18 protein-coding genes and 1 pseudogene are annotated in these 21,628 nt (G+C 68.9%); 16 read left to right on the top strand and 3 right to left on the bottom strand.

Annotation, left to right across the window (positions count from 1 at the left end; translation table 11 throughout):
* Positions 1–43: 43 nt before the first annotated feature.
* Entirely contained in the window at positions 44–1,222 is a 1,179-nt protein-coding gene (locus A5688_RS04165; protein WP_067912055.1) for a cysteine desulfurase family protein, read from the top strand.
* A complete protein-coding gene (mnmA, locus tag A5688_RS04160; RefSeq protein WP_067827318.1) occupies positions 1,223–2,299 on the top strand; it encodes a tRNA 2-thiouridine(34) synthase MnmA in 1,077 nt (358 codons plus the stop codon). It abuts the gene before it with no gap.
* 7 nt (positions 2,300–2,306) lie between these two features.
* Here the strand turns inward: mnmA and A5688_RS04155 are convergent, their stop codons facing one another.
* Positions 2,307–2,951, bottom strand: a complete 645-nt coding sequence (locus A5688_RS04155) for a sensor domain-containing protein (protein WP_207546594.1) — start codon at positions 2,949–2,951, stop codon at positions 2,307–2,309.
* Positions 2,952–3,050: 99 nt separating this feature from the next.
* Between A5688_RS04155 and A5688_RS04150 the strand changes: the two genes are divergently transcribed.
* The 9 genes and pseudogenes from A5688_RS04150 to A5688_RS04110 all read left to right on the top strand — a co-directional run bounded on the left by A5688_RS04150 (position 3,051) and on the right by A5688_RS04110 (position 13,825).
* The gene (locus A5688_RS04150) at positions 3,051–4,079 is read left to right on the top strand and encodes a methionine synthase (protein ID WP_067827315.1); all 1,029 of its coding nucleotides are present in this window, start codon (positions 3,051–3,053) and stop codon (positions 4,077–4,079) included.
* 64 nt (positions 4,080–4,143) lie between these two features.
* A complete protein-coding gene (locus tag A5688_RS04145; protein WP_067912052.1) occupies positions 4,144–4,626 on the top strand; it encodes an SRPBCC family protein in 483 nt (160 codons plus the stop codon).
* The gene (locus A5688_RS04140; RefSeq protein ID WP_067827310.1) at positions 4,623–4,994 is read left to right on the top strand and encodes an ArsR/SmtB family transcription factor; all 372 of its coding nucleotides are present in this window, start codon (positions 4,623–4,625) and stop codon (positions 4,992–4,994) included. The genes A5688_RS04145 and A5688_RS04140 overlap by 4 nt, the downstream gene beginning before the upstream one ends.
* 38 nt (positions 4,995–5,032) lie before the next feature.
* Positions 5,033–7,126, top strand: a complete 2,094-nt coding sequence (gene ligA, locus A5688_RS04135; RefSeq protein WP_067827305.1) for an NAD-dependent DNA ligase LigA — start codon at positions 5,033–5,035, stop codon at positions 7,124–7,126.
* Complete coding sequence (locus A5688_RS04130) at positions 7,119–8,240, top strand: cystathionine gamma-lyase (RefSeq protein WP_067827302.1); 1,122 nt, start codon at positions 7,119–7,121, stop codon at positions 8,238–8,240. Before ligA ends, A5688_RS04130 begins: the two co-directional genes overlap by 8 nt.
* 73 nt (positions 8,241–8,313) lie before the next feature.
* Positions 8,314–8,910 (top strand): TetR/AcrR family transcriptional regulator, encoded by a 597-nt coding sequence (locus A5688_RS04125; protein WP_067827299.1) that lies wholly within the window; start codon positions 8,314–8,316, stop codon positions 8,908–8,910.
* 182 nt (positions 8,911–9,092) lie between these two features.
* Positions 9,093–9,524 (top strand): MmpS family transport accessory protein, encoded by a 432-nt coding sequence (locus tag A5688_RS04120; RefSeq protein WP_431602670.1) that lies wholly within the window; start codon positions 9,093–9,095, stop codon positions 9,522–9,524.
* Positions 9,521–12,474, top strand: a pseudogene (locus tag A5688_RS04115) (RND family transporter). Before A5688_RS04120 ends, A5688_RS04115 begins: the two are co-directional and overlap by 4 nt.
* 100 nt (positions 12,475–12,574) lie before the next feature.
* A complete protein-coding gene (locus tag A5688_RS04110) occupies positions 12,575–13,825 on the top strand; it encodes an HNH endonuclease signature motif containing protein (RefSeq protein WP_067912049.1) in 1,251 nt (416 codons plus the stop codon).
* A gap of 209 nt (positions 13,826–14,034) precedes the next feature.
* Here A5688_RS04110 and A5688_RS04105 read toward each other — a convergent pair whose 3' ends face one another.
* Positions 14,035–14,691 (bottom strand): amino acid-binding protein, encoded by a 657-nt coding sequence (locus A5688_RS04105; protein WP_120312469.1) that lies wholly within the window; start codon positions 14,689–14,691, stop codon positions 14,035–14,037.
* Positions 14,692–14,835: 144 nt separating this feature from the next.
* Here A5688_RS04105 and gatC point away from each other — a divergent pair, with 144 nt between their 5' ends.
* The 5 genes from gatC to gatB all read left to right on the top strand — a co-directional run bounded on the left by gatC (position 14,836) and on the right by gatB (position 20,556).
* Positions 14,836–15,135: an Asp-tRNA(Asn)/Glu-tRNA(Gln) amidotransferase subunit GatC gene (gene gatC, locus A5688_RS04100; protein WP_067839213.1), complete on the top strand. Its 300-nt coding sequence runs from the start codon at positions 14,836–14,838 to the stop codon at positions 15,133–15,135.
* Positions 15,132–16,634, top strand: coding sequence for an Asp-tRNA(Asn)/Glu-tRNA(Gln) amidotransferase subunit GatA (gene gatA / locus A5688_RS04095; protein ID WP_067912043.1), 1,503 nt, complete (start codon positions 15,132–15,134; stop codon positions 16,632–16,634). Before gatC ends, gatA begins: the two co-directional genes overlap by 4 nt.
* A gap of 38 nt (positions 16,635–16,672) precedes the next feature.
* The gene (locus tag A5688_RS04090) at positions 16,673–17,704 is read left to right on the top strand and encodes an ATP-dependent 6-phosphofructokinase (protein WP_067839206.1); all 1,032 of its coding nucleotides are present in this window, start codon (positions 16,673–16,675) and stop codon (positions 17,702–17,704) included.
* A gap of 134 nt (positions 17,705–17,838) precedes the next feature.
* A complete protein-coding gene (locus tag A5688_RS04085) occupies positions 17,839–19,017 on the top strand; it encodes a MinD/ParA family ATP-binding protein (protein ID WP_242663194.1) in 1,179 nt (392 codons plus the stop codon).
* A gap of 27 nt (positions 19,018–19,044) precedes the next feature.
* The gene (gene gatB, locus A5688_RS04080) at positions 19,045–20,556 is read left to right on the top strand and encodes an Asp-tRNA(Asn)/Glu-tRNA(Gln) amidotransferase subunit GatB (protein ID WP_067912038.1); all 1,512 of its coding nucleotides are present in this window, start codon (positions 19,045–19,047) and stop codon (positions 20,554–20,556) included.
* A gap of 38 nt (positions 20,557–20,594) precedes the next feature.
* Here gatB and A5688_RS04075 read toward each other — a convergent pair.
* On the bottom strand, positions 20,595–21,628 hold a 1,034-nt coding region (locus A5688_RS04075; RefSeq protein WP_242663193.1), incomplete at its 5' end, for a PQQ-dependent sugar dehydrogenase.

The following is a 21,628-nucleotide window of genomic DNA, read 5'->3' as shown; positions in this document are numbered from 1 at the left end:
GGCCTGCATCGTCGCTGAGCCGGCCGGTATCGTGGGTCGCGTCATGGTCTACCTGGATCACGCCGCCACCACCCCGATGCACCCCGCCGCCGTCGAGGCGATGACGGCTGTGCTCGGCACGGTCGGCAACGCGTCCTCGCTGCACACCAGCGGCCGGACGGCGCGGCGCCGCATCGAGGAATCCCGCGAGCTGATCGCCGACAGGCTCGGCGCGCGCCCCTCGGAGGTCATCTTCACCGCCGGCGGCACCGAAAGCGACAACCTGGCCGTCAAGGGCATCTACTGGGCCCGCCGCGACGCCGAGCCGCGGCACCGGCGCATCGTCACCAGCGAGGTGGAACACCACGCGGTGCTGGACTCGGTGAACTGGCTCGTCGAACACGAGGGCGCCGAGGTCACCTGGCTGCCGACCGCCGCCGACGGGTCGGTGTCGGCCGCGGCGCTGCGCGAGGTGCTACAGCGCCACGACGACGTTGCGCTGGTCTCGGTGATGTGGGCCAACAACGAGGTCGGCACGGTCATGCCGGCCGCCGAACTCGCCGCCGTCGCGGCCGAATTCGGCGTGCCGATGCACAGCGACGCGGTTCAGGCGGTGGGGCAGTTGCCCGTCGACTTCGCCGCCAGCGGGCTGTCGGCGATGAGCGTGACCGCACACAAGTTCGGCGGCCCGCCGGCCGTCGGTGCGCTGCTGCTGCGCCGCGACGTCGCGTGCATGCCGTTGGCGCACGGCGGCGGGCAGGAGCGTGACATCCGTTCGGGCACGGCCGATGTCGCCGGCGCGGTCGGAATGGCGATGGCGGCCCGGATCTCGGTCGACGGGCTCGAGGTCAACAGCGCCCGGCTGCGGGCGTTGCGGGACCGGCTGGTCGACGGCGTACTGGGCGGCATCGAGGACGTCAGCCTCAACGGGGCGCGCGATCCGCTGCGCCTTCCCGGCAACGCGCACTTCACGTTCCGCGGCTGCGAGGGCGACGCGCTGTTGATGCTCTTGGACGCCAACGGAATCGAGTGCTCGACCGGATCGGCGTGCACCGCCGGTGTCGCGCAGCCCTCACACGTGCTGATCGCGATGGGCGCCAACCCGACCAGCGCCCGCGGGTCTTTGCGACTCTCGTTGGGCCACACCAGTGTTGATGCGGACGTCGACGCGGTGCTGCGGGTCCTGCCCGGGGCGGTGGACCGCGCCCGTCGGGCCGCCATGGCCGCCGCGGGGGCGTCCTAAGTGAAAGTGCTTGCCGCCATGAGCGGTGGCGTCGACTCGTCGGTCGCCGCCGCCCGGATGGTCGACGCCGGACACGACGTGGTCGGCGTGCACCTGGCGCTGTCCAGCGCGCCCGGCACGCTGCGCACCGGCTCGCGCGGATGCTGCTCGAAGGAAGACGCCTCCGACGCGCGCCGCGTCGCGGATGTGCTCGGAATCCCGTTCTATGTCTGGGATTTCGCGGAGAGGTTCAAGTCGGACGTTATCGACGAATTCGTGTCGTCGTACGCGCGCGGCGAAACACCCAACCCGTGCGTGGTGTGCAATCAGAAGATCAAGTTCTCGGCCCTGTCGGCGAAAGCCATTGCGCTCGGGTTCGATACGGTGGCCACCGGCCACTACGCCCGGCTGGCGAACGGGCGGTTGCGGCGCGCCGTCGACACGGACAAGGACCAGTCCTACGTGCTGGCCGTCCTGAGCGCCGAGCAGTTGCGCCACGCGGCCTTCCCGATCGGGGACACCCCCAAGCCGCAGATCCGGGCCGAGGCCGCCCGGCGGGGTCTGACCGTCGCCGACAAGCCGGACAGTCACGACATCTGCTTCATCCCCTCGGGCAACACCCGCGCGTTTTTGGGCGAGCGCATCGGGGTGCGCCGGGGCGCCGTGGTCAACGCGGACGGCACGGTGCTCGCCGAGCATGACGGCGTACACGGTTTCACCATCGGCCAGCGCAAGGGGCTGGGTATCGCCGGGCCGGGACCCGACGGCCGCCCGCGGTACGTGACCGCGATCGACGCGGAGACCGCGACCGTGCAGGTGGGGGAGGCGGCCGACCTTGAAATCCGCGAAATGATCGGTCGGACACCGATTTTCACCTCGGGCGTGGCGCCGTCGGGCCCGGTGGAGTGCGGGGTTCAGGTGCGCGCGCACGGTGAAACGGCCGACGCGGTCGCCGAACTGGTCGACGACGAGCTGGTCGTGCGACTGCGCGCCCCGATGCGCGGCGTGGCGCGCGGCCAGACGCTGGTGCTGTACCGGCCCGACCCCGACGGTGACGAGGTGCTCGGCAGCGCCACCATCGCGGCGACCGCGCGCTGAATCGGGGCTACCGCGGCACGTTCGCGGAAATATTCGTCATCACGATGTCGGACACCGACTGCGCGAAACCGCAGAAGGTGACCTCCAGCATGGCCACCGACAGAATCTTGTAGTCGCGGCCGCATCCGCCGGGCCGCAGGTGCAGCGAGGTGGCGTCGGCGTTCCAGTCGCCGACATACAGTTGGCCGCTCGAGCCGTTCGCGCAGGCGCCGACGGTGCCCACCAGGGTCCCGAAGGCACGCCGGGCGGAGTCGGCGTCGCGGTAGGCCGCGGCGCCCTCGGAGATCAGCGCGCCGTCGGGCGGGTCCTGAAACGTCGTCTTGTGAAACGCCTCCAGGTCGCGCCCGAACGTCGCGGTCTCGGCGTAGATGAACCGGCACTCGCGCGGCGCGGTCTGCGCCAGCGCGTCGATGTCCACCGGGCTGGTGCCGTCCATCGAGGGAATGATGGTCAGATGCTCGCCGGCCCCGGTGATCGCGCGCATCCGCGACTGGTCGAGCAGGATCGCGTCGACGTCGACGCCCTGCACCACCCTGCGGTTGGCGCCGAATCCCGCCGTGGCCGCGCCGTCGACCACCCGGGTGCACGCCGCCACCAGCATCACCGCACCGAACAACAGCGGCAGCCACGCCGATTTCGCCTTCTGCGACACCTTTTCGCACCCCTTCGGCGTTGAACCTACCCGCGCGGCCCGCCGGCCCACAGACCCCTGCCGGCCTTCGGGTGGCGCGACGTCGAATACGGTTGTCCGGTGAGTGTTTTCAGCCATCCCTTTGCCAACGCCAGCGGCGTCGGCTCGTGGCCCGGCATCGCCGCGCGCCAAGCCGCCGAAGTTGTCGTGGGTGAACTGGCGGGCGCGCTGGCCCACATCGTCGAGCTGCCCGCGCGCGGAGTGGGTGCCGACATGCTCGGCCGCGCCGGCGCGCTGCTGATCGACGTGGCCATCGACACGGCGCCGCGCGGCTACCGGCTTGCCGCCCGGCCCGGCGCTGTCACCCGCCGCGCCGTCAGTCTGCTCGACGAGGACATGGACGCCCTGGAAGAGGCCTGGGAGACCGCCGGCCTGCGCAACGACGGCCGGGTGGTCAAGGTACAAGCGCCGGGCCCGATCACGCTGGCCGCCGAGGTCGAGCTGCCCAACGGCCACCGGGCGATCACCGATCCCGGGGCGTTGCGAGATCTGGCGGCGTCACTGGCCGAGGGCGTGTCCGCGCACCGCGCGGGCCTGGCCCGCCGGCTCGAGGCGGAGGTGGTGGTTCAGTTCGACGAGCCGTCGCTGCCGAAGGCGCTGGGCGGGGGGCTGAGCGGGGTGACCTCGCTGAGTCCGGTGGCGCCCATCGACGAGGAGGTGGCCGCCGGGCTGCTCGACGCCTGCGCCCAGACGGTGGGCGGGGAGGTGCTGCTGCACTGTTGCGCCCCTGATGTGCCATGGGACCTGTTGCAGCGCAGCTCATTTCGTGCCGTTTCCGTGGACGTCGGCAGCCTGACCGCGCCGGATCTGGACGGCATTGCCGGGTTCGTGGAGCCGGGGCGCACCGTCATGTTGGGGGTGGTGGCCGGCGACGCCCCGCCGCGTCGGCCGTCGGCGGAAGAGGTGGCTTCGGCGGTGGTCGCCGTGACCGATCGCCTCGGCTTCGCCCGCTCGGCGCTGCGTGACCGCATCGGCGTCACCCCCGCCTGCGGTCTGGCCCGCGCGACGCCGGAATGGGCCCGCACCGCGATCGGGCTCGCGCGCGAGGCGGCCGAGATGTTCGCCGAGGATCCGGACGCCATCGAATAGGCAACCAAATGGTTGCTTTTCTACTCGCCCTGTGCTGAACTGACAGGCAACCAGGAGGTTGCATATGAAGATCGAGAAGCACGTGGTGCTGCACGCGCCGCTGGACCGGGTGTGGCGGGCCATCAGCGACGCCGACGAGTTCGGCCGCTGGTTCGGGGTGCGCTTCGACGGACCGTTCGTCGCCGGCACCTCGGTGACCGCCGCGATCAGCCCGACCGTCGTCGACAGCGAGGTCGCCAAGCGTCAGGAGACGCACGCGGGGGTGCAGAGCACCTGGCAGATCGTCGCCATCGAGCCACAGCGCCGGTTCGCCTACCGCTGGCATCCGTTCGCCGTCGACCCGGATGTCGACTACGACCGGGAGCCGACCACGCTCGTCGAGTTCACCCTGTCCGAGCAGCCCGACGGCGTGCTGCTGACCATCACCGAATCCGGATTCGAGGCGATTCCGGAGGCGCGCCGCGGCCCGTCCTTCGAGGCCAACGGCGAGGGCTGGGCGATCCAGACCACGCTGGTGCGCAGGTACGTCGAAGACGTCCGGGTATGAACGGACGTGCCGTCGTCGACGCGCCGCTGTTCGACGCGTTGGGCGATCCCAACCGATTGCGCATCATCGTGCGGCTCTGCGATCAGGGCCCGAGCTCGACGTCGCAGGTCACCAGCGTCATCCCGATCACCCGGCAGGCGGCCAGCAAACACCTGCAGCTGCTGGAGTCCGTCGGGCTGGTGACCAGCAGCCGGCGGGGCCGCGAGCGCGTCTGGACGGTGCAGACCCAACCACTGGCGTCGGCCAGCGACTACCTGAGCCAGCTGTCCCGCCGGTGGGATGCCGCGGTGGATCGGCTGCGTGCCTTTGTAGAGGACCGAGTCGAGGACAAAGTCGAGGACACAGTGGACGACTCGGTGGAGGACTGATCGCGTTTCGCGTCGGTGTCCTCGGATAGCCTGCCAAGGTGAGCTCAGCAGAGGCTGATCCGGTATCGCCCGAGGTGCGCCGGCAGTGGCAGGACCTGGCCGAAACGGTCCGCGAACACCAGTTCCGCTACTACATCAAGGACGCGCCGATCGTCTCGGACGCGGAGTTCGACACGATGTTCAACGAACTCCTGGCGCTCGAGGAGCGGCACCCGGAGCTCCGCGTGCCCGATTCCCCGACGCAGTTGGTCGGCGGGGCCGGTTTCGCCACCGAGTTCGCCGAGGCGCAACACCTGGAACGGATGCTGAGCCTCGACGACGTCTTCGATCGCGACGAGCTGGTGGCCTGGAGCAACCGCGTCGAGAACGAGGTCGGCAAGGAACCGTATTACCTGTGCGAACTCAAGATCGACGGGGTGGCCCTGTCGCTGGTGTACCGCGACGGCCGGCTGGAACGCGCGGCGACCCGGGGTGACGGCCGGGTCGGCGAGGACGTGACGCTCAACGCGCGCACCATCGACGACGTTCCCGAGCGGCTGTCCGACGACGCGGACTTCCCGGTTCCCGCCCTGCTCGAGGTGCGTGGTGAGGTGTTCTTCCTGCTCGCCGATTTCGAGGCGCTCAACGCCAGCCTGGTCGAGGACGGCAAGGCGCCGTTCGCCAACCCACGCAACAGCGCGGCCGGGTCGCTGCGCCAGAAGAATCCGGCCGTCACCGCCCGGCGCAGGCTGCGCATGATCTGCCACGGCATCGGGCGCACCGAAGGATTCGCACCCAAGACCCAGCACGACGCCTATGCCGCGCTGAACGCCTGGGGGCTGCCGGTGGCAGCACAAACCGCACGGGTGCGCGGCCTGGCCGCCGTGGAGGAGCGGATCGGCTACTGGGGCGAACACCGCTACGACATCGACCACGAAATCGACGGCGTGGTAGTCAAAGTCGACGATGTCGCCTTGCAGCGCCGGCTCGGGACCACCTCCCGCGCGCCGCGGTGGGCCGTCGCCTACAAGTACCCGCCGCAGGAGGCACAGACCAAGCTGCTCGACATCCGCGTCAACGTCGGGCGTACCGGGCGCGTCACACCGTTCGCGTTCATGACACCGGTGAAGGTGGCCGGGTCGACGGTCGGGCTGGCCACGCTGCACAACGCCGCCGAGGTGAAACGCAAGGGCGTGCTGATCGGTGACACCGTGATGATCCGCAAGGCCGGCGACGTGATCCCGGAGGTGCTCGGTCCCGTCGTCGACCTGCGCGACGGCTCCGAGCGCGAATTCGTCATGCCCACAACATGTCCCGAATGCGGAACTCCGCTGGCACCGGCCAAGGAAGGCGACGCCGACATCCGCTGCCCCAACGCCCGGTCCTGCCCGGCACAGCTGCGGGAGCGCGTTTTCCACGTCGCCGGTCGCGGGGCGCTCGACATCGAGGGGCTGGGCTACGAAGCGGCGACCGCGCTGCTGAAGGCCGGGGTGATCGCCGACGAGGGCGACCTGTTCGCGCTCACCGAAGACGACCTGTTGCGCACCGAGTTGTTCCGGACGAAGGCGGGTTCCCTGTCCGCCAACGGCAGACGGCTGCTCGACAACCTGGACAAGGCCAAGAAGGTGGCGCTGTGGCGGGTTTTGGTGGCGTTGTCGATCCGGCACGTCGGGCCGACGGCCGCGCGCGCCCTGGCGACCGAATTCGGTGACCTGGACACGATCATGTCGGCGTCCACCGAGCAATTGGCGGCGGTGGAGGGTGTCGGGCCGACGATCGCCGCGGCGCTCACCGAATGGTTCACCGTCGACTGGCACCGCGCGATCGTCGACAAGTGGCGCGCCGCCGGCGTGCGGATGGCCGACGAGCGCGACACCAGCGTGCGGCGCACGCTGGAGGGATTGACGGTGGTGGTCACCGGGTCGCTCGCCGGCTTTTCCCGCGACGACGCGAAGGAGGCGATCCTGACGCGCGGGGGAAAAGCCGCCGGTTCGGTGTCGAAGAAGACCGACTACGTCGTGGCCGGCGATTCGCCGGGTTCCAAGTACGACAAGGCGATCGAGCTGGGGGTGCCCGTCCTCGACGAGGACGGCTTCCGGCAACTGCTGGCCGAGGGTCCACCCGAAACCCCGGCCGACCAAGCCGATGAGTAACCGGTACGGCGATTCCACCCGCAGCCTCAAAGCCGTTGATTCCGAGATAGTTTCGGGTCAGCCGGTGGCACCGCAGGCGGTGCTTGCCGCCACCTACCACCTGTCCAGCGACGAACGCGGTGCCTCGAGCGGCCCCGACAACTACGGCCGCAGCTCCAATCCGACTTGGCGCCAACTGGAGTCGGCGCTGGCCGAGCTGGAGGGAGCCACCGCCGCGCTGGTGTTCGGCTCGGGCATGGCGGCCATCAGCGCGGTGCTGCGCACGCTGGCGACGCCCGGATCGACGGTGGTGATCCCGGCCGACGGCTACTACCAAGTGCGCCGCTACGCCCGCGAAGACCTGGTGCCGGCCGGTGTGACGGTCATCGAGGCGTCGAGCGCGCAGATCTACGACGCCGCCGCGGGAGCCGGCGTGGTGCTGGCCGAGACGCCCACCAACCCGGCGCTGGACGTGATCGACCTGCACCGGTTGGCCACCATCTGCCGCGGCCACGACGCGCGCCTGGTTGTCGACAACACCGCCGCCACACCGCTGGGGCAGCAGCCGCTGTCGTTGGGCGCCGACGCGGTGGTGGCCAGCGCGACCAAGGCCCTGTCCGGCCACGGCGACCTGCTGGCCGGCTACGTCGCCACCAACCAGCCCGAGCTGCTCGCCGCGGTGGAGCGACACAGGCTGCTCGCCGGTGCGATCCTGGGCGGGTTTGAGGCGTGGCTTCTGTTGCGCAGCATGGGAACTGCCGGGTTGCGATTCGAAAGGCAATGCCAGAACGCCCGGGCGCTGGCGACCATGCTGGCCCGCCACCCGGCGGTGCGGGCGGTGCGCTACCCCGGGTTGGCCGAAGACCCGGCCCATCCGGTGGCCATGGCGCAGATGCGTCGATTCGGGGCGCTGGTCTCGGTCGAGTTGGCCGACGCCGCCGCCGTGCACGCGCTGGTGGAGCGCAGCGAACTGCTCATCGCGTCCACCAGTTTCGGGGGCCTGCACACGTCGGTCGACCGCCGGGCGCGCTGGGGAGATCCGGTCGCCGACGGATTCGCGCGCATCTCGCTGGGCATCGAAGACACCGACGACCTGCTCGCCGACGTCGAACGCGCGCTGATGCATCCCCGCTGACGAATTCACATTCGTCGGGCCCGACTGCGCCGAAATTGGTCCGCACCGCCCGGGCGGCTCTATCGTGGGCACTATGACCCAGACGGCCGAGGAGTGCGAGCAGGCATCGCCCTGGTCGCCGCGCGAGGCCGAAATCCTGGGAGTGACCCTGCGGCTGCTGCAGGAACACGGCTATGACCAGCTGACGGTGGACGCGGTGGCCAACGCCGCCCGCGCCAGCAAGGCCACCGTCTACCGGCGCTGGCCGTCCAAGGCCGAACTGGTGCTGGCCGCCTTCATCGAAGGCGTGCGCCAGGTGGCCGTAGCGCCGAACACGGGCACCTTGCGCGGCGACCTGCTGAGCCTGGGGGAGACCATCACCCAGGAGTGCGGGCAGCACGCCGGCACCATCCGCGCGGTGATGGTCGAGGTGTCGCGCCACCCCGCGCTCAAGGACGCCATGCAGCATCAATTCCTGGACCAGCGCAAGGCCACGATCCAGCACGTGCTGCACCAGGCGGCCGACCGCGGCGAGATCTCCGAAGATGTCATCACCGACGAACTCTGGGACCTGTTACCCGGCTACCTGATTTTCCGGTCGATCTTGCCCGGCCGGCCGCCCACCCGTCGCACCGTGGAGGCCTTTGTCGACGGGTTTCTCATCCCCGGCCTGACCAGGTCCGCCGGGTAACGACGCGGTATTTCCGAATTCGCCCGGCGGGGCGAAATGTACGTTCGCGTCTCTTGTACAGTACGGTCCCGTACCGTACTGTCATAGCTGTCGATCACGCTCACGATGTTGGCCGCCGCGCTTGGCGTGAGCGTGGTGCTGTCGCCCGATCTTCGAAAGGCTAACGGGTGAAAGGCTTTTCGATTGCGTCCCTGGTGAAGCGGGGATGGATGGTGCTTGTCGCCGTGGTGGTCGTCGCGCTTGCGGGGTTCGGAATCTATCGCCTGCACGGAATCTTCGGGTCGCACACCACCACCTCGGCAAACGGCGGCCTGGCAGGCGAGATCGTCCCGTTCAACCCCAAGCAGGTGGTGCTCGAGGTCTTCGGCGCACCGGGCGCCGTGGCCACCATCAACTACCTCGACGTCAACGCCCAGCCGCAGCAAGTCAAGGACGCGCCCCTGCCGTGGTCGTTCACCATCACCACGACCGAACCCGCGGTCATCGGCAACGTCGTCGCGCAGGGCAACGGCGACACCCTGGGCTGCCGTATCACCGTCAACGGCGAAGTGAAAGACCAACGCACCGTTAACAAAGTCGACGCCTACACCTACTGTCTGGATAAATCTGGATGAGCACCGATCACCAGTCGCGGCGGTTCGTGCCGCGCACCATCCGCCGGCTCGCGTTGCCCATCCTGCTGTTCTGGGTGGGACTTGCCGCCATCACCAACATTGCGGTGCCCCAGCTGGAAGAGGTGGGGAAGACCCACAACGTGGCGCTGAACTCACCGGATGCGGCGTCGCTCAAGGCGATCAAGCGCATCGGCGAAAAGTTCCACGAATTCGACACGGACAGCTCGGCGATGATTGTGCTGGAAAGCGACAAGCCGCTGGGCGCCGACGCCCACCGCTTCTACGACGAGATGGTCCGCAAGCTCGAGCGCGACCGCAAGCACGTCGAGCACCTCCAGGATTTCTGGGGCGATACGTTGACCGCGGCGGGATCGCAGAGCAGCGACGGCAAGGCCGCCTACGTGCAGCTGTTCCTCGCGGGTAATCAGGGCTCGGCGCTGGCCAACGAGGGCGTCGGCGCCGTCCGCGACATCGTCGAGCACATGAAGCCGCCACCGGGCGTCAGGGCGTACGTCACCGGGGCGGCGCCGCTGATCTCCGATCAATTCGACGTCGGCAGCAAGGGCACCGCCAAGGTCACCGGGATCACCGTCGGGGTGATCGCGCTGATGTTGTTCTTCGTCTACCGCTCGGTGCTCACCACGCTGCTCGTGCTCGCGACGGTGCTCATCGAAATGTCCGCCGCCCGAGGGCTTGTCGCATTTCTGGGCAACGCAGGCGTGATCGGGCTGTCGACGTACGCGACGAACCTGCTGACGCTGTTGGTGATCGCCGCCGGAACGGACTACGCGATTTTCTTCGTCGGCCGCTATCAGGAAGCACGCGGCAGCGGCGAAGATCGTGAAAAGGCCTTCTACACCATGTATCACGGGACGACGCACATCGTGCTGGGTTCCGGCCTCACCGTGGCCGGCGCGGTGGCCTGCCTGAGTTTCACCCGGCTGCCCTACTTCCAAAGCTTGGGCATTCCGGCCGCGTTGGGCATTCTGGTCGCGCTGTTCGCCGCGCTCACGCTCGGGCCCGCGATCCTGACCCTGGGCGCCAAGGCTGGCATCTTCGACCCCAAGCGGGCGATACGCACCCGCGGCTGGCGGCGGATCGGCACCGCCATCGTCCGCTGGCCCGGCGCCGTGCTCGCGGCGTCGTGCGCGCTGGCCCTGGTGGGGCTGATCGCCCTGCCCGGATACAAAACCAGCTATGACACCCGGCCCTACATGCCCGCCAGCGCGCCGGCCAACATCGGTTACACGGCCGCCGAGAAACACTTCTCGCGCCCCGGCTGGAGCCCGAGTTGTTGATGGTCGAAACCGATCACGACATGCGTAACCCGGAAAGCATGCTCGTCCTGGACAAGGTGGCCAAGGCGGTGTTTCACGTCCCCGGGGTGGCGCAGGTGCAGACCATCACCAGACCGTTGGGAACCCCGCTCGTCCACAGCTCACTCGCGTTCGTGGTCAGCAATTCCAGCGCGGCGCAGCAGGAAAACCTGAGCTACCAACGAGATCGCGCCGACGATGCCCTCAAGCAGGCCAACGAACTGACGAAGACGATCAACATCTTGAAGCAGCAGTACGTGCTGCAGCAGCAGCTCGCCGGCACCACCCACGACGAGACTCAGAGCTTTCATGACACGTTCGGCACCATCCAGGACCTTCGCGACAAGATCGCGAACTTCGACGATTTCTTCCGGCCGGTGCGCAGTTATTTCTATTGGGAGAAGCACTGTTTCGACATTCCCGTCTGCTTCGCGTTCCGGTCGCTGTTCGACGCGCTCGACGGCATTGACCAGCTCACCGAGAAATTCGAAAACCTCACGGCCTCCCTGGACAAGCTCGACGCGCTGCAGCCGAAACTGACGGCGCTCATCCCGCCGCAGATCCAAAGCCAGCAGACCAATCGCGACCTGACTCTGGCCAATTACGCCACGCTGTCCGGGATTTACGCGCAGACCGCGGCCGCGATCGACAACGCGACGGCGCTGGGGCGGGCCTTCGACGCGGCCAAGAACGACGACACGTTCTATCTGCCGCCCGAGGTGTTCAACAATCCCGACTTCAAACGCGGGCTCAGGCTGTTCCTCTCGCCCGACGGCAAGGCCGCCCGCATGATCGTCACGCATGAGGGCGATCCCGCGACGCCCGAAGGGATTTCGCACATCGACCCGATCGCGAAGGCCGCGCACGAGGCCCTGAAGGGCACGCCCATGGCCGGGGCGGGCATCTATCTCGGCGGGACCGCCGCGACATACAAGGACATCCAGGACGGCGCCAAGTACGACCTGATGATCGTGGCGTTCGCCGCGCTGAGTCTCATCCTGCTGATCATGATGATCATCACGCGCAGCCTGATCGCCGCGCTGGTCATCGTGGGAACGGTGGCCCTCTCCTTGGGCGCCTCATTCGGGCTGTCAGTTCTGGTGTGGCAGTATATCTTCGGCATTCAGCTCTATTGGGTGGTGCTCGCGCTGGCCGTGATCCTGCTGCTGGCGGTCGGATCCGACTACAACCTGCTGTTGATCTCCCGGTTCAAGGAAGAGATCCATGCCGGCCTCAACACCGGCATCATCCGGGCGATGGCCGGCTCGGGTTCGGTCGTCACCTCGGCCGGCATCGTTTTCGCGGTCACCATGTGCGCGTTCGTGTTCAGCGGCTTCCAGGTCCTCGGTCAGATCGGGACCACGATCGGCCTCGGCTTGTTGTTCGACACGCTGATCGTGCGCTCGTTCATGACGCCTTCCGTCGCAAGACTTCTCGGGCGCTGGTTCTGGTGGCCCCAACGGGTGCGCCCGCGCCCGGCCAGCACCATGCTGCGGCCCTACGGTCCGCGCCCGGCGGTTCGTCAGCTGTTGCTGTGGGACGACGACGACCCGGTGGCGATGTCCGAATCGGGGTCCGAATCGGGGTCCGGATCGAGGTCCGAATCGACCGCGGTGTCGCCGGCAACTCGCTGATCTGGTTTCCCCGGGCCGCGTCGACCGTACTCGCGACCTGACATTCGGGTTGGGGATCGGGCGGCCCGGAGTTGTCGGTGGTGGCTGCGATGATGGCGTCATGTCTTCGACCGCATCCGCCGGCGCTGTGGTGGTGAGTCCCAGCGAGCGTCTTGAGGTGTTGTTTGAGGAGTTGGCGGAGTTGAGCGGTCAGCGCAACGCGATTGATGGGCGCATGGTGGAGATCGTTGCTGAGATCGATCGCGACCAGTTGTGTGGGGTGACCGGTGCGCGGTCGGTGCCGGCGTTGGTGGCCTGGAAGACCGGCTGCTCGCCGGCGAACGCGCACACGATCGCCACCATCGCGAGCCGGCTCGAGGAGTTCCCGCGCTGCGCCCAAGGCATGCGAGAGGGCTGGCTGTCGGCCGATCAGGTCGGGGTCATCGCGGCGCGGGCCGGTGCGGGATCCGATGAGCACTACGCGCAGCTGGCGCGCTGCGCCACCGTCACTCAGTTGCGCACCGCGGTCAAGCTCGAGCCGCGACCCGAACCCGAACCTGGGCCCGAGCCCGACCGCTCGATCACCACGACCACCAACGAGCAGGGCAGCTGCTACCGGATCGCGCTTCCCCGCCATGACGCCGCGATGTTCGACGCCGCCTTGGCTTCTCACCGCGATGCGCTGATCGCCGAGTGGCGCCGCGATCACGGCGAGGGGCAGGGCGCTTCAGATCAGCGGCCCCCGTTGCCTGGCACCGCCGAGGCGTTCATGCGCCTGGTCGAGGCCGGATGGGACGCCGAGGCGGCCCGCCGCCCACATGGGCAGCACACCACCGTGGTGGTGCATGTCGACGTCGAGCAGCCCGCTGCGGCACTGCATCTGGGTCCGCTGCTCACCGACGCCGAACGCCGATACCTCACGTGTGATGCCACTGCCGAAGTCTGGTTCGAGCGTCACGGCGAGGTCATCGGTGCCGGGAGGGCGACGCGGGTGATCAACCGGCGGCTTCGCCGCGCGCTGGAGCATCGCGACCGCACGTGCGTGGTTCCGGGCTGTGGTGCCACCCGTGGTCTGCACGCCCATCACATTTGGCACTGGGAGGACGGCGGCCCCACGGAGTTGGCCAACCTGGTGCTCCTATGCCCTTATCATCACCGGTTGCACCATCGGGGCGTCATCACCATCACCGGGCCCGCAGGCGCTCTCAGGGTCACCGACGAGGCCGGCCGGTTACTGAGCCCGGGATCGCTGGCACGCCCACCGACCCAACCCCCTCCCGCGGTGGCGCCCTGCCCGGGACCTACCGGCGAGCGCGCCGACTGGTGGTGGTACCAACCCTTCCAGCCCCAACCACCACCGGCAAACAACTAGCCTGGTTGCCGGAATCGGTTGCTACCGGCAATGCATCGAAGCTCAACACGTTGAAGAATCAAGGGATTCATTCACGCCACCGGCTGTGCACCGGTCACCAGTCCCGATGGTGGCGACCCGCGTCGCCCGGCTGCGCCGCGCTCGCGATCGCCACTGGTTCCGATGGTGGCGACCCGCGTCGCCCGGCTGCGCCGCGCTCGCGATCGCCACTAACGCAGCATGGTGGCGACGATCCCGGCGAGGTAGCCCAGCCGGGCGACCTCAGACGGCCGGAATTCCGGGCCGGGACGGCCGAGCACCACCGCGGTGTGCGGGTCGCCCAGCGGGGCCGCGACCATCGTCACGTCCATATCGCGCCACGCCTGAGGCACCCACTCGGCGTTGCTGTCCAGCGTCGCGGCCCGCTCCAGCGGCAGCCACGGGGCTGAGTCCGCCTTGGTCTCCGGGGCGCCCGGGCTACCGGCCAGGCGCTGGAGCTCGCCGGCCGAACTGCGCAGCACGGTGCACCAGCTGACGCGCAGCACCTTGGGCGCCTCGTTCGAGAGAACCTGCAGTCGTGCCGCCTTGGTGTCGGCCGCGGCGACGTGGTCGAGCAGCTCCAGCTCGCGATGCGCTTCCAGCAGGCCGGTGTGCGGACGCACACTGTCCACCCGGACACCGGACAGGGACTCGGCGGCGGTGATCAGCGTGTCAGGCATCGCGCCCGGCGGCAGTTCGATCACCAGGTCGTCGGTCGCGTAACCCGCGCTGCGCTCCACGACATCGAGCGACAAGATGTCGGCGCCCACCGAACCGAGCGCCACCGCCAGCGACCCCAGGCTGCCTGGCCGGTCGACGAGCTCGATGCGCAACAGATAGGAGGGCACGGCCAACACTGTTGCACAGCGATGTGTCGACGGCATTTCGGCTCGACCCGGCTGCGAGCGTCATCGCGGCGACGGTCGCAGCCGGCCGCGCGATCGGCAACGGGCGTGCAGGCGGCGGCAAGCCCGCGGCTAGGCTTTCGGATCGTGTCCCAGATCTCCCGCGACGAGGTAGCGCATCTGGCCCGGCTGTCTCGCCTGGCGCTGACCGACAGCGAGCTCGACAGCTTCGCCGGCCAACTCGGCGCCATCCTGACCCACGTCAGCCAGGTGCAGGCGGTCGATGTCACCGGCGTCGAAGCGACCGACAACCCGCTCAAAGACGTCAACGTCACCCGCCCGGACGAGCCGACACCCTGCCTGACCCAGGCTGAGGCACTGGCCGAAGCGCCCGCGGCCATCGACGGCCGCTTCGGGGTCCCGCAGATCCTGGGGGACAGCGAGTGAACGAGATCATCCGGTCCGACGCCGCCACACTGGCCGCCCGGATCGCGGCCAAAGAGGTGTCGTCGGTCGAGGTCACCCAGGCGTGCCTGGACCAGATCGCGGCGACCGACGACCGCTACCACGCCTTCCTGCACGTGGCGGCCGACGAGGCGCTTGCGGCGGCAGCCGCCGTTGACAAGCAGGTCGACGAGGCCGTCGCGGCGGGGGAGCGGCTGCCGTCCCCGCTGGCCGGGGTGCCGCTGGCGCTCAAGGACGTCTTCACCACCGTCGACATGCCCACCACCTGCGGGTCCAAGATCCTCGAGGGCTGGCGTTCTCCGTACGACGCCACCGTCACCTCGCGGCTGCGCGCGGCGGGAATCCCGATCCTGGGCAAGACCAACATGGACGAGTTCGCGATGGGCAGCTCGACCGAGAACTCCGCCTACGGCCCCACCCGCAACCCGTGGGACGTAGACCGGGTCCCCGGCGGCTCCGGCGGCGGCAGCGCCGCGGCGCTGGCCGCGTTCCAGGCGCCGCTGGCCATCGGATCCGACACCGGCGGCTCCATCCGGCAGCCCGCCGCGTTGACCGCGACGGTCGGGGTCAAGCCGACCTACGGGACGGTGTCCCGCTACGGCCTGGTGGCGTGCGCGTCGTCGCTGGATCAGGGCGGCCCGTGCGCCCGCACGGTGCTCGACACCGCGCTGCTGCATCAGGTGATCGCCGGGCACGACACCCGCGACTCCACGTCGGTCGAGGCGGCGATTCCCGACGTCGTCGGCGCCGCCAGGGCCGGCGCGGGCGGTGACCTCAAGGGGGTGCGCGTCGGGGTGGTCAAGCAGCTGCGCGGCGAGGGCTACCAGCCCGGCGTGCTGAGAGCTTTCGAGGCCGCCGTCGAGCAACTGACCGCCCTGGGTGCCGACGTGAGCGAGGTCGACTGCCCGCACTTCGAGTACGCGCTGGCCGCCTACTACCTGATCCTGCCGTCGGAGGTGTCGAGCAACCTGGCCCGCTTCGACGCGATGCGCTACGGGCTGCGGGTCGGCGACGACGGCAACCACAGCGCCGAGGAAGTGATGGCCATGACCCGGGCCGCCGGCTTCGGGCCGGAGGTCAAGCGGCGCATCATGATCGGCACCTACGCCCTGTCGGCCGGGTACTACGACGCCTACTACAACCAGGCCCAGAAGGTGCGCACCCTGATCGCACGCGACCTGGACGAGGCCTATCGCTCGGTGGACGTGGTGGTGTCGCCTGCGACCCCGACGACGGCGTTCCGGCTGGGCGAAAAGGTGGACGATCCGCTGGCGATGTATCTGTTCGACCTGTGCACGCTGCCGCTCAATCTGGCCGGCCACTGCGGCATGTCGGTGCCGGCCGGTCTGTCGCCGGACGACGACCTGCCGGTCGGCCTGCAGATCATGGCGCCCGCACTGGCCGACGACCGGCTCTACCGGGTTGGCGCCGCCTACGAGGCGGCCCGCGGACCGCTGCCGTCGGCGCCCGTCGCGCGCTAATCGCGCCATAACCCCGCAGCCCCAGGCAAGATGAAGGCATGCGGATCGGAGTGCTCACCGGAGGCGGCGACTGCCCCGGGCTCAACGCGGTCATCAGGGCAGTGGTGCGGACGTGCGACTCCCGGTACGGCTCGTCGGTGGTCGGATTCCAGGACGGTTGGCGCGGGTTGCTGGAGAACCGGCGCATCCAGCTGCACAACGACGACCGCAACGACCGCCTGCTGGCCAAGGGCGGAACCATGCTGGGCACCGCCCGCGTGCACCCCGACAAGCTGCGGGCCGGGCTGAACCAGATCAAGCAGACCCTCGACGACAACGGAATCGACGTCCTGATCCCCATCGGCGGGGAGGGCACGCTGACGGCCGCGCACTGGCTCTCGGAGGAAAACGTTCCCGTGGTTGGTGTGCCGAAGACCATCGACAACGACATCGATTGCACCGACGTGACTTTCGGCCACGACACCGCGTTGACCGTCGCCACCGACGCCATCGACCGGTTGCACAGCACCGCCGAATCGCACCAGCGGGTGATGCTGGTCGAGGTGATGGGTCGGCACGCCGGCTGGATCGCGCTGAACGCGGGCCTGGCTTCGGGCGCGCACATGACACTGATCCCCGAGCAGCCGTTCGACGTCGAAGAGGTCTGTCGGCTGGTCAAAAGGCGCTTCCAGCGCGGAGATTCGCACTTCATCTGCGTTGTCGCCGAAGGCGCCAAGCCCATCCCCGGCTCGATTTCGTTGCGGGAAGGCGGGATTGACGAATTCGGCCACGAAAAGTTCACCGGCGTGGCCGCCCAGCTCGGTGCCGAAGTGGAGAAGCGGATCAACAAAGACGTCCGGGTGACCGTGCTGGGTCACGTGCAGCGCGGCGGCACCCCGACGGCCTACGACCGGGTGCTGGCCACCCGGTTCGGGGTGAATGCGGCCGATGCCGCGCATGCCGGGGAATACGGCCAGATGGTGTCGCTGCGCGGGCAGGACATCGGCCGGGTGTCGCTGGCCGACGCGGTGCGTCAGCTCAAGCTGGTGCCCGAAACCCGCTACGACGACGCCGCCGCCTTCTTCGGTTAGGCCGCGCGCCAGGCAAACAACCGGTGGATCCGAGTGAACAACGGCTTGAATTCGCCCGCTAATGATCCAGGTGGTTCGCTATTGGGTGCATTTTGGTGGTTTCCGGACCGGTCCTCAGCGGTTATACCGGGAGTATGAGCAACCGCGGTGCGATTCGCGGAGTCGTTCAACAATCCGCTGTGGCGGCGGGACCACCGGGCCCGCCGAACCCGAAGCCGGGCCCGCGCGAGTGGCGCGCCGACGGCGACCCCGCGGCCGCCACCGTGCCGCAGTCCCGCGGCCCGAATCAGCAGGGCGCCGGCCCCCCGCAACCGCCACCGGCCGCGCAGCCACCTCCCCGGCGTATCCCGCCACGGCCTCGCCCCGAGCCGATGCTGGGCGCGACCGCGCTGGACCGGTTCGACACCCACGACACCGACGCCGCGGCGTTCGACTGGCGGCAGCTGGTTCATCGCCTCACCGGGATCGAGCTCGGCCCGGGCAAGAACACGACCTACGAGAACGAGCTGCGGCAGCGCATCCGCGCGAGCGTGGGTGGCGCCTTTCCCATCTCCGTCCTCAACCTCAAGGGTGGGGTCGGCAAGACGGCGGTGGTGGAGGCGCTGGGCTCGACGTTCGCCGCCGTGCGCGACGACCGGGTGCTCGCCCTCGATATCGACGCCGGTGACTTGGCGGAGCGCCACGGCCGGCGCAACCCGCACAGCCTGGCCGACCTGCTGCACGGCAACCCGGCGGCGCAATACGAGGACATCCGCGCGCTGACGTATATGAACGGCTTCGGGCTGGAAGTGCTCGGGCTGCCGGACACCGACTGGCGCCTGGAGCGCCAGGACATGCTGCGGGCCTTTTCGATGCTGCGAAACCAGTATTCGCTGGTGCTCGTCGACTGTGTCAAAACGCTCAATTCCGCTGTGATGGACGCTGTTCTGCCGGAATCGCGGGCGCTGGTGGTGGTCACCAGCCCCGCCGTCGATGCGGTACGCAAAACCCGGACGACGCTGGAGTGGTTGTGCCACAACGGGTATCAATCGTTGATGCAGTGGACCGTGCTGGCCATCAACCATGTCGAGCCGGCCAAGGTGGACGCTGTGGCCGTCACCGAACTCGACCGGCTGTCCGCCCGCGTCGGCGCCACCGTGGTGCTGCCGTTCGATCGGCACGTGCACGAGGGACGAAAGATCGCGCTGGACCGCATGAGCAAGGAGAGCCGCCGCAGTTATCTGGAGATGGCGGCCGTGCTGGCCGACATGTTCCCGGGCAGGGGAGGGCAGCGCGACCGGTTCCCGGTGGCACGATCACCGCGCTCCGGCTGACACAGGCACACCATTAGGATCGAGCGCATGAGTGTTGCTGCCGGCGCCGAGTTGATGGAATACGACGACGTCATCGCCCGTTTCGACCCGGTACTCGGCCTCGAGGTGCACGTGGAACTGTCCACCGTCACCAAGATGTTCTGTGGCTGCAGCACCGCATTCGGCGCCGAGCCCAACACCCAGGTGTGCCCGGTGTGCCTCGGCCTGCCCGGCTCGCTGCCCGTGCTCAACCAGACCGCGGTCGAGTCGGCCATTCGGATCGGGCTGGCGCTGAACTGCGAGATCGTGTCCTGGTGCCGCTTCGCCCGGAAGAACTACTTCTATCCGGACATGCCGAAGAACTACCAGATTTCGCAGTACGACGAGCCCATCGCGATCGACGGTTACCTCGAGGCGCCGCTGGAGGACGGCACCACCTGGCGGGTCGAAATCGAGCGCGCGCACATGGAGGAAGACACCGGCAAGCTCACCCACATCGGCAGCGAGACGGGCCGCATCCACGGCGCGACCACGTCGCTGATCGACTACAACCGTGCCGGTGTGCCACTGATCGAGATCGTTACCAAACCCATCGTCGGCGCCGGGGATCGGGCACCGCAAATCGCCCGCGCCTATGTGACGGCGTTACGAGACCTGTTGCGCGCCTTGGACGTATCGGACGTGCGGATGGATCAGGGTTCGATGCGGTGTGACGCGAACGTGTCGCTGAAGCCGATCGGGACCGCCGAGTTCGGGACGCGGACCGAAACCAAGAACGTCAACTCGCTGAAAAGCGTTGAGGTGGCGGTGCGCTACGAAATGCAGCGCCAGGCCGCCGTCCTGGCGTCGGGCGGACGGATCACGCAGGAGACCCGGCACTTTCACGAATCGGGCTACACCAGCCCGGGGCGCACCAAAGAGACCGCCGAGGACTACCGCTATTTCCCCGAGCCGGACCTCGAGCCCGTCGCGCCGAGCCGCGAACTCGTCGAGAAGCTGCGCCAGACCATTCCCGAGCTGCCGTGGTTGAGCCGCAAGCGCATTCAGGAAGAATGGGGCATCTCCGACGAGGTGATGCGCGACCTGGTCAACGCCGGGGCGATCGAATTGGTCACCGCGACCATCGAACACGGCGCCTCCAGCGAGCAGGCCCGCGCGTGGTGGGGAAACTTCTTGATGCAGAAGGCCAACGAGGCCAACGTGGCGCTGGATGAGCTGGCCATCACCCCCGCGCAGGTCGCCGCGGTGGTGGCGCTGGTCGACGAGGGCAAGCTGTCCACCAAGCTGGCCCGCCAGGTCGTCGAGGGTGTGCTGGCCGGCGAGGGCGAGCCCGAAGCGGTGATGACCGCCCGCGGTCTGGCGCTGGTGCGCGACGACTCGGTGACGCAGGCCGCCGTCGACGAGGCGCTGGCCGCCAATCCCGATGTGGCGGAGAAGATCCGCGGCGGCAAGGTGGCCGCGGCCGGTGCGATCGTCGGCGCGGTGATGAAGGCCACCCGCGGCCAGGCCGACGCCGCGCGGGTGCGCGAACTGGTGTTGGCCGCCTGCGGCCAGGGCTAGCCGGGGGCCGATCATCGGCCACTAGGGCGCGAGGGCCGTCAGCTCTTGTCGTCGCTATTGCGCGGGAATCCGCCGCCCTGCGGGAAGAGTGGGAACACCACGTCGTCCAGCTTCTCGGCGTCCCCGGCCGTCTTGTTGACGGTCGCGCCCCAGACGTTTCCATCCGGCGACATGCGCAGCGCCCAGGCGTGCGCATGGGTGTCCTTACGTACCACGTCGGGTTCACCGGTGACCGCGCCCGTGGCCGGCGCCAGCCGGACCGCGACCGTCTGCTTGGTGTTGATCAGGTTGACCAGCACGGTCCCGTCCATCGCCGCGCATCCGGCCACGCCGGGCTTGTCCGGCCAGGTCCACACCGTGGAGACGTCCGACGTCTTGGTGATGCGCTGCAACCGATCCGCCGTCGGGGTGCGGTCGGCGACATACAGCGAGCCGTCGACCGGGTCGGTGCACAGCCCACCGCCGGCGCCCACGCCGGACAGCGCCGTCGTCGGCGGTGCCTGGCCCACGGTGGTCGGCTGCTCGATCCGCAGCACCTTGCCCGCCAGCGATTTGGGATCGGCGGCCAGCGCCGGATTGCCCGCGTCGCCGGTCATCACCACCAGCGTGGTGGGGCTGGTGAAGATCAACGCCCCGGTGTTTCCGGTGGCGCCCTTGGGGATCCCGGTCAGGATGTCCTTGGGGATGTCGCCGTCGGCCACGCGGATGACCCGGTTGTCGGTCGGCGTACTGATGTAGGCGTACATCAGGCGGTCCTGGGTATAGGTGGGTGACATCACGATGTCCATCAGGCCGCCGTCCCCGGACGGGTCGACCGGGATCACCGTCTTCACCTTCGGCTCGGCGCTGACCGAGATCTCCTTGACCGCGCCGGTGGTGCGCTCGGCGACCAGCGCGGTTTTGCTGTCGGGGCCCATGATCAGGCCGCTGGTGCTTTCCAGGCAGCCCTGCATCACCCCGGGGGCGGGGCACACCTTGGGGAATGGCGTGGGCGGCAGCGGTGGGCTGTGCACCGACCCGGTCGACGGCTCGCTGTATGTCGCCGACCGCACCCCGACGGCGGATCGGTTGC

Source organism: Mycobacterium mantenii (assembly GCF_001667865.1).
GTDB lineage: Bacteria > Actinomycetota > Actinomycetes > Mycobacteriales > Mycobacteriaceae > Mycobacterium > Mycobacterium mantenii_A.
Note: the sequence above shows the minus strand (reverse complement) of the source record. Positions and strands in the feature narration are given on the sequence as shown.

Bases quoted from the DNA above. Each gene is read 5' to 3' on its own strand.
- A5688_RS04165 (WP_067912055.1), top strand. From the start codon at position 44: ATGGTCTACCTGGATCACGCCGCCACCACCCCGATGCACCCCGCCGCC.
- A5688_RS04145 (WP_067912052.1), top strand. From the start codon at position 4,144: ATGAAGATCGAGAAGCACGTGGTGCTGCACGCGCCGCTGGACCGGGTG.
- A5688_RS04140 (WP_067827310.1), top strand. From the start codon at position 4,623: ATGAACGGACGTGCCGTCGTCGACGCGCCGCTGTTCGACGCGTTGGGC.
- A5688_RS04130 (WP_067827302.1), top strand. From the start codon at position 7,119: ATGAGTAACCGGTACGGCGATTCCACCCGCAGCCTCAAAGCCGTTGAT.
- A5688_RS04125 (WP_067827299.1), top strand. From the start codon at position 8,314: ATGACCCAGACGGCCGAGGAGTGCGAGCAGGCATCGCCCTGGTCGCCG.
- A5688_RS04110 (WP_067912049.1), top strand. From the start codon at position 12,575: ATGTCTTCGACCGCATCCGCCGGCGCTGTGGTGGTGAGTCCCAGCGAG.
- A5688_RS04090 (WP_067839206.1), top strand. From the start codon at position 16,673: ATGCGGATCGGAGTGCTCACCGGAGGCGGCGACTGCCCCGGGCTCAAC.
- A5688_RS04085 (WP_242663194.1), top strand. From the start codon at position 17,839: ATGAGCAACCGCGGTGCGATTCGCGGAGTCGTTCAACAATCCGCTGTG.
- gatB (WP_067912038.1), top strand. From the start codon at position 19,045: ATGAGTGTTGCTGCCGGCGCCGAGTTGATGGAATACGACGACGTCATC.